The organism is Geomonas sp. RF6 (assembly GCF_021044625.1).
GTDB lineage: Bacteria > Desulfobacterota > Desulfuromonadia > Geobacterales > Geobacteraceae > RF6.
Window position 1 is genome coordinate 1,396,861 of the sequence record NZ_CP087999.1, and the last position, 13,636, is coordinate 1,410,496.

At 61.2% G+C, this 13,636-nt stretch carries 13 protein-coding genes; 7 read left to right on the top strand and 6 right to left on the bottom strand.

Features of this window, described 5'->3' with window-relative positions:
• Nucleotides 1–9 precede the first annotated feature (9 nt).
• Nucleotides 10–1,107 carry an AI-2E family transporter gene (locus tag LPW11_RS05960; RefSeq protein ID WP_230997216.1) on the top strand — a complete coding sequence of 366 codons (1,098 nt, stop codon included), beginning with the start codon at nucleotides 10–12 and terminating at the stop codon, nucleotides 1,105–1,107.
• Nucleotides 1,108–1,369: 262 nt separating this feature from the next.
• Here LPW11_RS05960 and LPW11_RS05965 read toward each other — a convergent pair whose 3' ends face one another.
• Nucleotides 1,370–2,074 carry a hypothetical protein gene (locus LPW11_RS05965; protein ID WP_230997217.1) on the bottom strand — a complete coding sequence of 235 codons (705 nt, stop codon included), beginning with the start codon at nucleotides 2,072–2,074 and terminating at the stop codon, nucleotides 1,370–1,372.
• Nucleotides 2,075–2,441: 367 nt separating this feature from the next.
• On the opposite strand from LPW11_RS05965, the gene LPW11_RS05970 reads away from it, so the two are divergent.
• Complete coding sequence (locus LPW11_RS05970; RefSeq protein WP_230997218.1) at nucleotides 2,442–2,978, top strand: DUF922 domain-containing protein; 537 nt, start codon at nucleotides 2,442–2,444, stop codon at nucleotides 2,976–2,978.
• A gap of 111 nt (nucleotides 2,979–3,089) precedes the next feature.
• On the opposite strand, the gene LPW11_RS05975 is transcribed toward LPW11_RS05970, so the two are convergent.
• The 4 genes from LPW11_RS05975 to LPW11_RS05990 all read right to left on the bottom strand — a co-directional run bounded on the left by LPW11_RS05975 (nucleotide 3,090) and on the right by LPW11_RS05990 (nucleotide 6,409).
• Nucleotides 3,090–3,617, bottom strand: a complete 528-nt coding sequence (locus LPW11_RS05975) for a hemerythrin domain-containing protein (protein WP_230997219.1) — start codon at nucleotides 3,615–3,617, stop codon at nucleotides 3,090–3,092.
• Nucleotides 3,618–3,643: 26 nt separating this feature from the next.
• The gene (locus tag LPW11_RS05980) at nucleotides 3,644–4,207 is read right to left on the bottom strand and encodes a DUF3341 domain-containing protein (protein ID WP_230997220.1); all 564 of its coding nucleotides are present in this window, start codon (nucleotides 4,205–4,207) and stop codon (nucleotides 3,644–3,646) included.
• A gap of 152 nt (nucleotides 4,208–4,359) precedes the next feature.
• Nucleotides 4,360–4,512: a DUF3309 family protein gene (locus LPW11_RS05985; RefSeq protein ID WP_230997221.1), complete on the bottom strand. Its 153-nt coding sequence runs from the start codon at nucleotides 4,510–4,512 to the stop codon at nucleotides 4,360–4,362.
• A 274-nt stretch (nucleotides 4,513–4,786) separates the two neighbouring features.
• Nucleotides 4,787–6,409: a DUF748 domain-containing protein gene (locus LPW11_RS05990; protein ID WP_230997222.1), complete on the bottom strand. Its 1,623-nt coding sequence runs from the start codon at nucleotides 6,407–6,409 to the stop codon at nucleotides 4,787–4,789.
• A gap of 298 nt (nucleotides 6,410–6,707) precedes the next feature.
• Here LPW11_RS05990 and gpmA point away from each other — a divergent pair, with 298 nt between their 5' ends.
• The 3 genes from gpmA (at nucleotide 6,708) to ligD (ending at nucleotide 11,027) form a co-directional block, all read left to right on the top strand.
• Nucleotides 6,708–7,400 (top strand): 2,3-diphosphoglycerate-dependent phosphoglycerate mutase, encoded by a 693-nt coding sequence (gene gpmA, locus LPW11_RS05995; RefSeq protein WP_230997223.1) that lies wholly within the window; start codon nucleotides 6,708–6,710, stop codon nucleotides 7,398–7,400.
• A gap of 66 nt (nucleotides 7,401–7,466) precedes the next feature.
• On the top strand, nucleotides 7,467–8,246 hold the full coding sequence (ku, locus tag LPW11_RS06000) for a non-homologous end joining protein Ku (protein ID WP_230997224.1): 780 nt from the start codon (nucleotides 7,467–7,469) through the stop codon (nucleotides 8,244–8,246).
• Between the two features lie 15 nt (nucleotides 8,247–8,261).
• Nucleotides 8,262–11,027 carry a DNA ligase D gene (ligD, locus tag LPW11_RS06005; protein WP_230997225.1) on the top strand — a complete coding sequence of 922 codons (2,766 nt, stop codon included), beginning with the start codon at nucleotides 8,262–8,264 and terminating at the stop codon, nucleotides 11,025–11,027.
• Here the strand turns inward: ligD and sppA are convergent, their stop codons facing one another.
• On the bottom strand, nucleotides 11,028–11,969 hold the full coding sequence (sppA, locus tag LPW11_RS06010) for a signal peptide peptidase SppA (RefSeq protein WP_230997226.1): 942 nt from the start codon (nucleotides 11,967–11,969) through the stop codon (nucleotides 11,028–11,030). It lies immediately after the preceding gene.
• 198 nt (nucleotides 11,970–12,167) lie between these two features.
• On the opposite strand from sppA, the gene LPW11_RS06015 reads away from it, so the two are divergent.
• Both LPW11_RS06015 and LPW11_RS06020 read left to right on the top strand, forming a co-directional pair.
• Entirely contained in the window at nucleotides 12,168–12,653 is a 486-nt protein-coding gene (locus tag LPW11_RS06015; RefSeq protein ID WP_230997227.1) for a DUF6328 family protein, read from the top strand.
• A gap of 79 nt (nucleotides 12,654–12,732) precedes the next feature.
• The gene (locus LPW11_RS06020) at nucleotides 12,733–13,617 is read left to right on the top strand and encodes a CHAD domain-containing protein (protein ID WP_230997228.1); all 885 of its coding nucleotides are present in this window, start codon (nucleotides 12,733–12,735) and stop codon (nucleotides 13,615–13,617) included.
• Nucleotides 13,618–13,636 lie beyond the last annotated feature (19 nt).

Here is a 13,636-nt window from a genome sequence, read left to right on the forward strand (position 1 = left end):
GGGAGCGGCATGGACCTGAAAATTTATCTAGCGATCATTGCGGCTCTCGCCACTGCGGTGGCAGCCGGTGCGGCCGCCTACCTCGCAGCCCCCTTTGCCAGCCCTCTCGCGTGGGCCCTCATTATCGGGATAGCCACGATGCCGCATTACCGGCGCCTCCATGCTGCGACCGGCCGCCGTCCGCTCCTCTCTGCGACGGCAATGACCCTTCTCATCATCCTTGGCCTCATTCTCCCCCTCGCCGGCCTCTTCTTTCTCATAGAGGAGAATGCTGCAGACTGGCTGAAGGAGAGCCAGCAGCTCTTCAACTCCCTCACCGCGCTGAAAGGGGGGACCTTCCTGAAAAAGATGCCATTCGCAAAGCCGGTCATCTCCCTCGGTGCCCGGGTGGGGATAGACATAACGGGGCATGTCGCGAAACTCGCCGCGGGGATATCCCACTACCTCCTGGAGGCGGTGACGAGCGCGCTGAAAAACCTCGCCGCCCTCCTCTTCGCCCTGGCACTGATGCTCTTCATCCTTTTCTTCGTCTATCGTGACGGAGACGCGGTGGTGACGGCCGCCATGAGGCGCTGCAGCGGACACAGGGAACGCGTCCTCTTCTATCTTTCGGAGATCAGCTCCACCACGAGTGCCGTCGTTGTCGGCACCCTATTCACCTGTCTCGTGCAGGGGGGGCTTGCGGGAGTGGGCTACTACGTCGCCGGGACGCCCCTTGCTGTCCTTTGCGGGGTTCTTACCGCTGCCGCCGGGCTCCTGCCGGTTGTCGGCTCCGCCGTCATCTGGATTCCCCTGGTGGCGTACCTCGGATTGCGCCGCGAATACCTTCACGCGCTCCTTCTCTTCCTCTGGTGTCTCATAGTAGTCGTCGCCATAACCGACAACGTCATCAGACCGCTCGCGGTGGGAGCTAAGGGTGGGAAAATTCCTGCACTTGCTGTCGTTCTGGGCGCAGTTGGAGGAGTCATGACCATGGGGGTATTGGGGCTTCTGGCAGGCCCCATCGTCTTCGTCCTCCTCGTCGTCGTCTGGCGAGACTTTACCGGTACCGCTCCCGGCGAGGAGCCCCCCCCGCCTCCTGCCTCCCTCGACGACGTCTCCCTCTAGCCACCCGCGTACCGTCGTAGGTAGCGTTGCCGGCCGGGATAAGCCGCAGGCGCTCCCGGCGCTCGCCTCCGGCGTCTCCTTGCTGCACGAGCGTTGCCGGAAACGCTGCGCTTATTCCGGCCTACGGTCGCCCTGCCTACGGTCGCCCTGGAGTTGCGCCGTCCGAAGAAAAAAAAAGCAGTGGTTCCGCGGAGGGGACCACTGCCTTCAGGTGAGATCTTGCACCTTCATCTATACGCTCACATCAATAAATCCTAGCAGATCAGTAGTTTTTGTAGCTGCCACCCGTCCCGCCCATGGGCGCTTTCTTGTGATATTTATCCTTCTTCGCGCTCGAGTAGCTCCCCATGGTGCCGCCAGGGCTGCTGCTTCTCATATCCTGATCACTCTGAACGTCGCTACCCCTGTAGCTGCCACCGCTCGAACCGGTTCCGGTCGAGCCGCCAGTCCCGCTGCCGCTGTACGGGTCGCTTTCGCTCCACCCTCCCGTTCCGCTCCCGTGGTACACGTCGCTGTCGCTGCCGGTGGAGCCGCCGCTGCCGCTCCCTTTGTACATGTCGCTGTCGCTGCCGGTTGAGCCGCCGGTGCCGCCTCCCTGATACAGGTCTCTGTCGCTGCCGGTGGAGCCGCCGGTGCCGCCCCCCTGGTACTGGTCTCTGTCGCTGCCGGTCGAGCCGCCGGTGCCGCCTCCCTGGTACAGGTCTCTGTCGCTGCCGGTCGAGCCGCCCGCCCCGCTTCCGGACATGCTGCCGCTCCCGCTGTAACCGGTCGTCCCGCCCTGGTTCACATCGCTCCCCCTATACGCACCCGGGGAGCTGCCGGACGTGGTGTTGTCGTTACCTATGGTGGTATGGCTGGCCCCGCTTGAAGTGTCAGTGTAGCCACCCATTGAGCCTGCGCCGAAGGCAAATGCTGAAAGAGCGACGAGAGCCACAGCGGCAAATATCATCCGCTTTACTGTTTCCATGCTGGTCCTCCCTTCTTGGGTTGTGTGCGCTCCCTTTGGTTAGCGCAAGGTTATAAAGGTACTATAACAATTTTCCCTCTTGTTTCAAGCAACGCATTGCTTTTTCGCGGCAAAAAGCTCCGGTGCAAACTGTAGTTTTGTGCGCTGGCTCACTTACAGTTTTCCTCGCCTCCTATATTGTCTAACAATCTTTTGGACAATTCTACATTGCCAATGATCACGAGGCAGGAGGAAAAGAAGAATGGTAGTACGCTCGACGCTGTTATTTATTGCCACGCTCTTTTTTGCATCACCGATTCTCGCTGACAATCTTTTGCAGACTGCGCCAATCACAGTAGCTAAAATTAGTGAGAGTGAACAAAATCCGATGCCACAGAAGAAGCTGGACGTTTCCCACGAACTGATGGTGAAAGAGAATTATCAATATTATGACATTAATGGCTCAGATCCGGATAACCTCCTGCATCAGATGAGGGAGAAAGGGACCAAGTGGAATGACGGAAAGGTGTATGCCGCCCTCACCACCTGGGACATCAGCTATCACTACGATGTCGCCGAAGACAACGGGAAGTACTCACTGAAGTCGATCGCGACTGACGTGGACATCGTGTTCCACCTCCCGAAGAGGGCGACCCCGAGCGGGACAGACCCCATTGCAGAGATGTGGAACAAGTACTACGAGAACCTGAAGATCCATGAGTTCGGCCACAAGGACCTGGCAGTGAAAGCCGCGGCGGACATCAACACCTCCCTCGCCTCCCTGGGCAGCTTCGACAGCAGCAAGGAACTGGAAGAGCGTGCGAAGTCCCTGGTCCATGAAAAGCTGAAGCGCCTGCGGGACGTGCAGGTCGACTACGACGACGAAACCCAGCACGGTGAAACGCAGGGGGCGATACTGCGCTAGCCGCCGGCGCACAGCTCACAAGATTGCCGGAAAACGGACGATGCAAAAAAAGGGACTCTCCCGCTTTCGAGAGTCCCTTTTTCCGTCTCCACCCATCACCTCGCGTGCCCTCTACTTCGGCGCATCGAGCCCCGCCCGGTGAGGATCGCTGCCGCTTCTTACCCCTACAAAGTGCGCCTCAATCCCGCGCAGCTGTTCCTCTCCCAGTACCCTCAACGCCACCGGGAAGAGATCCTTCTCCTGCAATTCCACATGCACCTCAACCAGGCGCCTTAGCACCAGTGCCTTCGGTCTCCACCGCTCGTCATCCAGTGCCAGCGCCTTGAAGCCCCCGATGGTGAAGGTAGCAACGCGGTGCAGCTCGTAGCTTTCCAGCACGAGGCCGCGAGCCTCCTCGTGCTGCTCCAGAGCGGTGTACAGAAACCTCTCCTCCCCCTCGAAGTGCCTCTGCACCCCTTCCTCGATCCGGTTGAAGAGAGAGAGCATCTTGTCGAGCTCCCCTTTGCCGCACTCGGCGACCCGGTCGAAGAGATCGAGGATCTCCCGGTGATCGCGCCTCAGCAGGTCCAGCAGGGGCTCACCCCTTCCTGCGGAGTCACCCGTCCCGGCCGCTCTGGCTGCATCGTCTCCGGCTGTCATTGCGCCTCCCGGCGAACGCCCTGAAGCTACTCGCTGCGCGGCCGCGGCTTGTCGCTGACGGAGAAGTCGGCCTTTGCCTCACCCTCGGTTCCGATGTCCTCCGCGCCGGTGCGCTTGAGGATGTCCAGCGCCCTCTTTTTCCAGTCAGCGTTGTCGCAGTGCACCGAAACGAGGATGTCCCCTCCCTTGATGCGCCCCGCGTACCTCTTTGCCTCGTACTCGGGAATCCCCATCCCGACGAGCGCGCCGGTGAGCCCGCCGATGACGCTTCCCGCACCTACTCCGGCGAGCATCGCCACGATCGGTCCTGCGGCCACGAAGGGGCCTACACCCGGTATGGCCAAGGCGCCGATCCCGGTCAGCCACCCGAGGATACCCCCGATCACGGCACCGGTCCCTCCCCCTGCGGCCGAGCCCTCAGGAGCCTTCGTGTGTTTTACGTGGGCGAAGTCCTTCGTGCCAACGTTCTCGGAGAAGAGGACCGAAATATCGGTGGGGCGGAAATCCGACCTCTTCAGCGCCTCGACAGCCTCTTCCATGTCCTGACGTCCTACATATATGCCAAACACTGCCACGTTCTTTCGTGCCATGGTTCAAGTCTCCTTTACGACGGTACGTCTCCTTCCTGCACCCGGCATCCTTCTCCACCGCCGGAACACTCCATACATCCAGGTGCTGCGGCTGTTTCCTCCCGGTCCTGCATCTCACCGTTATGGCTGCCCGTGCGCCGCGCCCGGCAGCGTCACACTCGCCCCAGCAGCATAAGGACGAGCAGTATGACCACGATGAGGCCGATCCCGCCACTGGGGTAGTACCCCCACCCGGCGCTGTACGGCCAGGTCGGCAGCGACCCGATCAGGAGCAGGATAAGGACTATCAGCAGCACGGTTCTCATGACTCTCCTCCCTCACTTTCCCGCGAGTTTTACCAACTACTCCGGCCCTCCTGCGAGGGTCGGCAGCCCCGTTTCAGCACTCTCTCCTTCTACACTTTACACCTTAAAAGTTCACACATTCGTCCTATTTGTCAACGATTTGGACCGCCACCACCGGCATCGGCCACCCCTCCGGCATGGCGCGAGATGCCCCCTCTTTACCTGGTGCCAGGCGGGAACGAACCCCGTTTTTCCGCCGAACGCGGACGCACCACTCCCTGTACCATCCACTGCCTCACCGCTTCTGGCTGCTGGTAACCTGGCGCTCAAAGGTCGGGAGTATGGCACGGAAGAAGGCGTTCTTTATCAGCTGCACCACGATCTGCATCGTGCTGGTGTGCGGCTTTTCCAGCGGCCCAGAGATATCCGCCTTCGTCGCCACCGCCTGCCGCGGCTTGTTCTCCAGGAGCTTCGCCACCCCCCCCACCAGCATCTCGTACAGTTGGTGAAAGAGGGATCGATCCTTGTCCTTGCGCCGGTCGTAGACCTGCATGTCCTTGAAAAACGGCTTCAGATAGCCGCGCACCGCGTCGTTCTTCACGTGCAGCTCCGTCACCAGCGAAAAGGTCCCCTTGGAGACGTCGAAGTTCCCGTAGGCCCTGAGGAGATCGTTCATGCTCGTCAGCTGCGTGTTGCTGATCTTCACGTACAGGTCGAGGTCCGGCCCCTTCTTCTCCGGGCGGAAGGTCGCGGTAGCGCTGGTCACTCCGCTCCCCATGAACTTTCCGCTCAGCTTCGCCTTTGCCGGCCCCTCCGTAAAGTTGTTGGAGAGGTTCGTGAGGCTTATATCGGTATCGGCGATGAAGACGCGGAAGCGCTTCCCCGGCATCTCGTTGCGCATCCCCAGCGTGCAACCGGTCAGCGCGAGCTCGTCCACCCGCAAGAGGAGGTCCTGCTTGTTGGTGACTTTCTTCGCCGCCTTCTTGGCGGCCTTCGCGCGCCGCTCCTCGGCTGCCGCCGTCTTTGCGGAATGGATGTAGTCGAGCCTCATCCCCTTTATGGAAAGCTTTTGCAGGTGCGCCCTCTTCACCGCCGGAGCGTACTCCACATCTCCTGCAGCCTCCAGAATTCCCCCTTCGATCGCGAGGTTCGCCCGCGCCACGATCCGCTTCAGCCGGTCGATGGGCACCTTCTCAAGCCTCAGCCCCGCCTTGATCCCGGGGACCGGTTCGGCGAGAAAGTTCGCCCGCCCCTCCACCGCCGCGCGTCCGGTCCCAAAGACCGTGCTGTCGAAGCGGAAGGAGGAGGGGTAAACCTTGTCCGGCAGGTGGATGTTGCGGATGTTCGTGGCACGCAGGTTGACGTGGGTGAGGGAGATGGGGTTCTTGCCATCGACGTCGAGATAGGTCACGCTCCCGTCGTTTATGGTGAGGGTGTTGATCTTCAGCGGGTAGATATCCTCCACCGCCTTCTGCCAGCCGCGCTGCTTCACCGGAACCTTGCTGCGCGCCTCGGCCTGCAGCTGCTGGAGGTTGATGTTCACCCGGGGCTGGTCCAGCCTGAACTCCCCCACTACTCTCCCGGAGAAAATCTCCCTCCAGTGCACGCTCGCCTTCAGCCGGGGGAAGTACACGACCGGCGGATTGGGGTACGCCTGCTGTATGACCGTCATCCCCTTCAGCGTCAGGGAGAGGTTTATGAGCTGGAAATGGAGTCCCGGGATGCGCACCGAGTACCCTTTCAGGTCGCGGTTGACCCGCCGTTCCATGTTCCTGCGTATCGGCTCGTCGAGAAAGAAGGAGGCGATGAAGAGGATGACGATCAGCGCGAAGAGAATCCCTATTATCCAGAGGAAGACTTTCAGGGCGGGGTGCCTGCGGGGAGGGGTACTCTGCTTTTCTTCCTGCTGCTCGGCCATGGCCGTCTCCAGCGGTACTGCGCCTGGTCCCCCTCCTCGGATCAAGCTACCTCGAAATACATACCATCATCGTCACGGGGAGCGCGACCTCACGAAGGTCGTCCCGCCGCAACTTGCATCATCACTAGTATACGATAAGGGCAGAGAGGGTGCCACTGCGGCACAGCGCCTCCCCTCTCCGTCACACGGCCGGCCCGATAAGCGGCTCCACCTGCGCCGTGGTAGACTTCCTAGTGTGATTGAGCTGTTAGCTTTGACAGCACAGGCGTAGACTCAAATAGATAGATGGAGGCTGGGCATGCATCAGCTGGTACTGTTACGACACGGGCAAAGCGTATGGAACAAGGAAAATCTTTTCACCGGTTGGACCGATGTTGACCTGAGCGATGTGGGGCGGCAGGAGAGCAGAAAGGCGGGGCGCAACCTGAGGGAGAGGGGGTTTGAATTCGACCTCGCCTTCACTTCGGTGCTGAAGCGCGCCATCTGGACCCTTTATCTCACCCTCGACGAAATGGAGCTGATGTGGGTTCCGGTGCAGAAGGACTGGCGCCTGAACGAGAGGCACTACGGCGCGCTGCAGGGGCTCAACAAGGCGGAGACCGCGCAGAAATACGGCGACGACCAGGTGAAACTCTGGCGGCGCAGCTACGACATCCGCCCCCCCGCGCTGGAGGAGAGCGATCCGCGCCATCCCCAGTTCGACCCGCGCTACCGCTACCTCGGGCCGGAGCAGATGCCCTCGACGGAGTGCCTGAAGGACACCGTGGCGCGCGTCCTCCCCTGCTGGCGCGACCTCATCGCACCAGCCATCCAGAGCGGCAAGCGCACCCTCATCGCCGCCCACGGCAACAGCCTGAGGGGGCTCGTAAAATACCTCGACGGCATGAGCGACAGCGAGGTCCTCAACCTGGAGATCCCCACAGGCGTCCCGCTGGTGTACGAACTCGACGAGAAGCTGCAGCCGCTGCGCCGCTACTACGTGAACGACTAGCTGGCGGGGCGCCGCCGCACGGAGAGCGGGCGCCGGAAGCGGCCAAGATGCACGGAGGTTCAAGATATGAGAGCGATCTGGACCGGAGCGATCAGCTTCGGGTTGGTCAATATACCGGTGAAGCTTTTCAGCGGTGCCGAAAGCACCTCTCTCGACCTGGACATGCTGCGAAAGAATGACTTGTGCCCCATCAAGTACCTCAGGGTGTGCAAGAGGGACAATCAGGAAGTCCCCTTCGAGGAGATCGTAAAGGGGTACGAGTACACCGACGGCGAATACATCGTCCTCACCGACGAGGACTTCCAGAACGCCAACGTGAAAAAGACGAAACTCATCGACATCCTCGACTTCGTCCAGGAGAGCGAGATCGACACCAGGTACTTCGAGAAGCCGTACTACCTGGAGCCTGACAAGACGGGGGCGAAGCCGTACGCCCTGCTTCTGGAGGCACTGAAGAGATCCGGGAAGGTGGGGATCGCCACCTATGTGCTGCGCAACAAGGGAAACCTGGGGGTGTTGAAGCCGTACGATGACGTACTGGTGCTGAATCAGATGAGGTACGCCTCGGAGGTGAGGAACTACAAGGAGCTGAAGCTCCCGGAGAACCAGAGCCTGCGCGACCAGGAGATCGAGCTCGCCCTGACCCTCATCGGGCAGCTCACGGTCCCCTTCGACCCGGCGAAGTACCACGATACCTATGTGGAGGACCTGAAGAGGATCATCGAGGAGAAATCGAAGGGACTCCAGCCGACACCGGCGGAAGAAGCGCCCCAGCCCACGAAGGTCGTCGACCTCATGGCCCTTCTCAAGGAAAGCCTGGAAAAGAAAAAGAGAGAGGCTGCCTGATAGAGAGAACGTTCCATGCCGCCGCAGGATAAGAAGAACGCCCCGCCGCACGATGGGGTCGGGGAACTGAGCTTCGTGGTGCAGAAGCACGCTGCGACACGTCTGCACTACGACTTCCGGCTCGAGCTCGACGGCGTGCTGAAGAGCTGGGCGATCCCAAAGGGCCCCTCTCTCGACCCCGCCTTGAAGCGGCTCGCCATGCATGTCGAGGACCATCCGTACGAGTACAAGGACTTCGAGGGGACGATCCCCAAGGGGAACTACGGCGCAGGTGACGTCATTATCTGGGACAAGGGGAGCTACCGGGCGCTGAACCGCGACGGCTCGGAAGGGGACGAGGACGCCCTCCGCAAAGGATACGAAAAGGGGGACCTCAAGTTCATCCTCTACGGCGAGAAGCTCAAGGGGGAGTTCGCCCTCGTGCGCATCAAGTCGGCAGACGACAACTCCTGGCTCCTGCTGAAAAAAAAGGACCAGTTCGCCACCACCGAGGACATCACCAGGGACGCCCGGTCCGTGGTGACGGAGAGGATCCTCGAAGACCGCAACCGCCGCGGAACGCCGCAGAGGACAGACGCGAAAGGGGAGAAAGCACCAGCACCCTCTCAAACGGCGCCCCCGCACGCCTCGCCCCCCCCGCCAGCCCCCCCGAAACCGGCACCGGCAATGCCCTCCCCCCCTGAGCCTGCACCGGCAACCCCGGCGCCCCCTGAGCCCGCAGCCGCAGCGCCCCCCTCAGTCACCGCGGGCCTCCCGATGCCGCGCCAAACGAAGCCGATGCTTGCCTCGGCATTGAAGGAGCCTTTCGACAATCCCGAGTGGCTCTTCGAGATCAAGCTCGATGGCTACCGCGCAGTCGCCGAGATCGAAAACGGCGATGTCCGTCTCTATTCCCGCAACAACCTCTCCTTCAACACAAAATTTTCCGGTGTAGTGGAGACGCTGCGACAACTTCCGGGCGCCGCGGTGCTCGACGGCGAGGTCGTCGTTCTCGACGACCGGGGGCGCCCCAGTTTCCAGCTCGTACAGAACTACGAAAGAACCGGTAGGGGAAACCTCGCCTACTTCGCGTTCGACATCCTCTACCTCAACGGTCAGGACCTGCGCGAGCTCCCTCTGGAAGAGCGGAAAGAGATCCTGCGCGCCTTCCTCCCCGAGCTCCCCAACGTGAAGTACACCGATCATGTGACGGAGCAGGGGAAAACCTTCTTCGACATCGCGAGGCAATCAGAGCTCGAGGGGATCATCGCCAAGAGGCGCAGCAGCAAGTACTATACGGGGCGAAGGACGAAGGAATGGCTGAAGATCAAGATAAAGCAGGAACAGGAAGCCGTCATTTGCGGCTTCACCGACCCCCGCGGCAGCAGGAGGTATTTTGGCGCGCTGGTGCTCGGTGTGTATGAACAGGAGGAGCTCGTCTACATCGGCCTCTGTGGCGGAGGATTCGACGAGAAGACCCTCGCCGAGGTGGACGGGCAGTTGCGCCCCCTGATCCGCCCCTCATCCCCCTTCCGCAGCAGCATCGGGCTCACCGCCACCTGGGTGGAGCCCCGGCTGGTGTGCGAGGTCTCCTTCACCGAATGGACCGACGAAGGAGTCATGCGCCACCCCATCTTCATCGGGATGCGTGTGGACAGGGACCCGGCTACGGTGGTACGGGAGACGGAATTCCTGAACGTGAGCGAGGCACTGCAATCCGCCGCAGAACCGGAGCCGGCGACAGTTCCCCCTCCACCCGAGGCAAAGCCCGCTCCAACCGCCCCGACCATGCAGGAAAACGCCTCCGAAGCGTCCCCTCCCTTTCAAGGGGAGGGACAGGGTGGGGATGGGGTTGCCCCCCCGCCTGCAAAGAAAATCGTGGGAGTACTAAAGGGGAAGGACCGGCAGCTCGAGATAGGGGGAAGGAAGCTGTCGCTCAGCAACCTCGACAAGCTCTTCTGGCCCGACGAAGGTTACACGAAGGGGGACGTGATCAACTACTACATGACTGTGGCCAAATTCATTTTGCCGCACCTGAAGGATCGCCCCGAGTCGCTGTACCGCACCCCGGAGGGGATAAACAAGCCGGGCTTCTTCCAGAAGGACACGGGCGATCTCCCTCCCGAGTGGGTGGGGACGCAGAGAATCTTTTCCAACTCCAACGACAAGTACATCAACTTTCTCCTCTGCCAGGACGAGGCCACCCTGGTGTACATGGCCAACCTCGGCTGCATCGAGATCAACCCGTGGCTCTCCCGGGTCCAGAGCCCGGACAACCCGGATTTCATGGTGATCGACCTCGACCCGGAGGACATCCCCTTTGAGAAGGTGGTGGAAACCGCCCTCGTCGTCCGTGAGGTCCTCGACTCTATGGGGATAACCGGCTATCCGAAGACCTCGGGAGCCACGGGAATCCACATCTACATCCCCCTGGCGGCGCAGTACGACTACGACACCGTCACCAACTTCGCGCGACTGATCGCCACCATCGCCAACAGCAAGGCTCCCGATTTCACCAGCATCGTCAGGTCCCCCGCGAAGCGCCAGCAGAGGGTGTACCTCGACTTCCTGCAGAACCGCGGGGGGCAGACCTTGGCGGCTCCCTACAGCCTGCGACCCCGACCGGGAGCGACCGTCTCCACCCCCCTCTCCTGGGATGAGGTGAAAATCGGGCTCTCCCCCTCGCAGTTCACCATCAGCTCCGTCCCTGCCCGGATCGAGCGCCTCGGCGACCTCTTCGCCGGCGTACTCGGCGAGGGGATAGACATCGCCGAGTGCATCAGGAAACTCGAGGGGGGGTAGCTACGGCCGCCACAGGTACATGAAGCCCCCCTCCGGCATCACCTCCACCCCTTCGCCCCCCACCTTCACCAGGCTCACGTTCACGTCCGTGAATGGGTCCCCCGAATAGATCGTGCTGCGGTAGCCGCCGGGGCGGTAGTAGCTGACGACCTTCGCCTCGCTCACCCCCGCCGCCTGCTTCACCCCCTTTATCGTCTCGTCCAGGTACTCGATCTTGTCGATGAGCTTCGCCGCCAGCGCCTGGTCGGCTGTATAGATCCGCCCATCTGCCAGCGTTTCCAGCTCCTTGCGCTGCAGCTTGTTTCCCGGTCGCCCGAGCACGATCTCCACAAAACGGAGGTGGAGGCTGTTGATTACTTCCTGGGCGAGGCGCTCCTCCTCCGGCGTTGCGGGGCGGAAGGGGGAGAGCATATCCTTCTTCGCCCCCGACTTCACACTTATCTCCTTCACCCCGAGTTTCTGCATCAGCCCCTCGACCTCGAAGCGCATGAGGATAACGCCGATACTCCCCGTCACGGATGCGGGGTGGGCGCTGATGCGGTCAGTGGCCGAGGCGAGGTAGTACGCCCCGGAGGTACCGAGCCCAACGATAGAGGCGTAGATCGGAACCTTCTTGCGCGCCTTGAAGGCCAGGAGTTCGTGGTGCATGATGTCGCTGGCGCTGACCGTCCCCCCCGGAGAGTTAATGCGCAGGACAACGCCGGCAATAGCGTCATCCTTTTCCGCTTTCTGCAGAGCCTCCTTGAACTCCGCCACCATGGAGGGCTTTTCCTTCAAGCCGCTCTTACCCTTCTCCGAGATCATCCCGCTTATTTCGAGCAGAAGGATCTTCGCGTGCCCCTCCCCTTCGACCACCTTTTCCTTGAACGGCCGCGTCGGCTGAAGAAGAGCGACGTCGAAAACGGTGCAGGCTGAAAGGGCCATGACTGCCAAGAATCCCATCAACAGTCTCGTGATTTTCCTCATCATCCCTCCTTTACAATCCCTTCAGCTTTTCAGGTTCAGCTGTCGCCGGATGCAAAGCCCGCCTGTGTCGCGCCCGGGGCGGGGGTACAAAAACTCCGGTACAATGTTACTATGAGCGGGTCCTTTGACAATCGTGTCCGGCGCGAAGCCATGACAGGAAAGGCGTGAGGAGCCATGACAGTCAGACCGGAAGAAAAAGAATCACTCTCCATGAGTGAAGCCGCCAGCGACATACTGGAAGAATGCCGCATGGTACTTCCCGGTATCCAGGCACTCTTTGGCTTTCAGCTCATTGCGGTCATAAACTCCGGTTTCAGCGAGCGACTGAGAGAGGGGGAACAGCTCTGCCACCTTGTGGCGATAGGCTTTGTGGCTATTGCCGTCGCTCTTGTCATGGCACCGGCAGCGTACCATCGACAGACAGGGATAAAAGAGGTATCGGGGCACTTCCTCATGATTGCCTCGCGGCTCCTGCTCTGGTCGATGATCCCGCTCATGTTCGGGGTGTCGCTCGACTTCTACATCATCGCCCGGCTGATCCTGCACAACGAAGCAGTCAGCGCGGCGCTCGCGGCAGGACTTCTCTGCGTTTTCGCGTCGCTGTGGTTTCTCTTGCCACGCTGCAACTTCCTGCGGAATATCCTCGGCAGGGAAGATTGAATCCAGAGGGGGATCTACAATGCACAGAGGAGGAACGTCTGATGGCCTTTAGCCAGTCCCCCGTCTCCAGGGGGTCCGCATGAATCTCACCGGATCCACTCCGCTATGGGTTGCCTCCCGTGAGATGTTGATGGGACACGGAGAGGAGTTTTTCCGTCGCCTGACCAAGGCGCAGAAATCATTCGACGCAGAGGACATCCACGACCTCCGCGTGGCGTCGCGCCGCCTGCGGGAAGGTATCGCCCTCTTTTCCCCCTGCTTTCCGGCGGGCAACTTCGCAAAGCTGGAAAAGCAGGTGAAAAAGGTGACGCGTCTCCTCGGGACGCTGCGCAACACAGACGAAGCGATCCTCTTTTTCCAGTCACTCACCCCTGAGGAGATGGGAGAGGGAGCGCCCCTCCAGCCGGAGCTACTCGACGCGCTGGGAAAAGAGCAGAAGGTCGCGCGCAAAAAGGTGAAACGGGGGCTGAAGGACTTCCCGCCGCAACCGTTGCGGGACGAGTACCACACAGCGCGCGACCGGCCCATCATCTTTGAGGAGAGCGAACGGGATCCGTTCATGGAGATCAGGGAGTACGCACGGGACGGTATCCTCGCCCGAGCCGCGAGCGTCGCCGAACTCGTGCCGGTCGCCATGGAAGAAAAGGAGGGCGCCGCCCAGCACCAGCTGCGCATCGCGATCAAGAGAGAGAGGTACCGGCTGGAGATCATCGCGCCGCTCCTTCACAGGGATTACGACGAGTTGCACAGCACGCTGAAGAAGTACCAGGAAGTGCTCGGGAAGCTGCATGACATGGACGTCTTCAGCGAGATGGCACGTGACCGCGCCGAGGAGGGAGAGCGGACGGAGGCCCTCCTGGCGGCGATAGCGGCGAGGAGAAGCGGGACCTTTCGCACCTTTCGGGAGATGCTGGAGAAGACCCCCCTTGAGCATGTCGGAGAGAGGGCGGCGGCAGCGCTGTAGGAGGGGATGCGCCCTCTCT

Bases quoted from the DNA above. Each gene is read 5' to 3' on its own strand.
- LPW11_RS05960 (WP_230997216.1), top strand. From the start codon at position 10: ATGGACCTGAAAATTTATCTAGCGATCATTGCGGCTCTCGCCACTGCG.
- LPW11_RS05965 (WP_230997217.1), bottom strand. From the start codon at position 2,074: ATGGAAACAGTAAAGCGGATGATATTTGCCGCTGTGGCTCTCGTCGCT.
- LPW11_RS05970 (WP_230997218.1), top strand. From the start codon at position 2,442: ATGCCACAGAAGAAGCTGGACGTTTCCCACGAACTGATGGTGAAAGAG.
- LPW11_RS05975 (WP_230997219.1), bottom strand. From the start codon at position 3,617: ATGACAGCCGGAGACGATGCAGCCAGAGCGGCCGGGACGGGTGACTCC.
- LPW11_RS05980 (WP_230997220.1), bottom strand. From the start codon at position 4,207: ATGGCACGAAAGAACGTGGCAGTGTTTGGCATATATGTAGGACGTCAG.
- LPW11_RS05985 (WP_230997221.1), bottom strand. From the start codon at position 4,512: ATGAGAACCGTGCTGCTGATAGTCCTTATCCTGCTCCTGATCGGGTCG.
- LPW11_RS05990 (WP_230997222.1), bottom strand. From the start codon at position 6,409: ATGGCCGAGCAGCAGGAAGAAAAGCAGAGTACCCCTCCCCGCAGGCAC.
- gpmA (WP_230997223.1), top strand. From the start codon at position 6,708: ATGCATCAGCTGGTACTGTTACGACACGGGCAAAGCGTATGGAACAAG.
- ku (WP_230997224.1), top strand. From the start codon at position 7,467: ATGAGAGCGATCTGGACCGGAGCGATCAGCTTCGGGTTGGTCAATATA.
- ligD (WP_230997225.1), top strand. From the start codon at position 8,262: ATGCCGCCGCAGGATAAGAAGAACGCCCCGCCGCACGATGGGGTCGGG.
- sppA (WP_230997226.1), bottom strand. From the start codon at position 11,969: ATGGGATTCTTGGCAGTCATGGCCCTTTCAGCCTGCACCGTTTTCGAC.
- LPW11_RS06015 (WP_230997227.1), top strand. From the start codon at position 12,168: ATGACAGTCAGACCGGAAGAAAAAGAATCACTCTCCATGAGTGAAGCC.
- LPW11_RS06020 (WP_230997228.1), top strand. From the start codon at position 12,733: ATGAATCTCACCGGATCCACTCCGCTATGGGTTGCCTCCCGTGAGATG.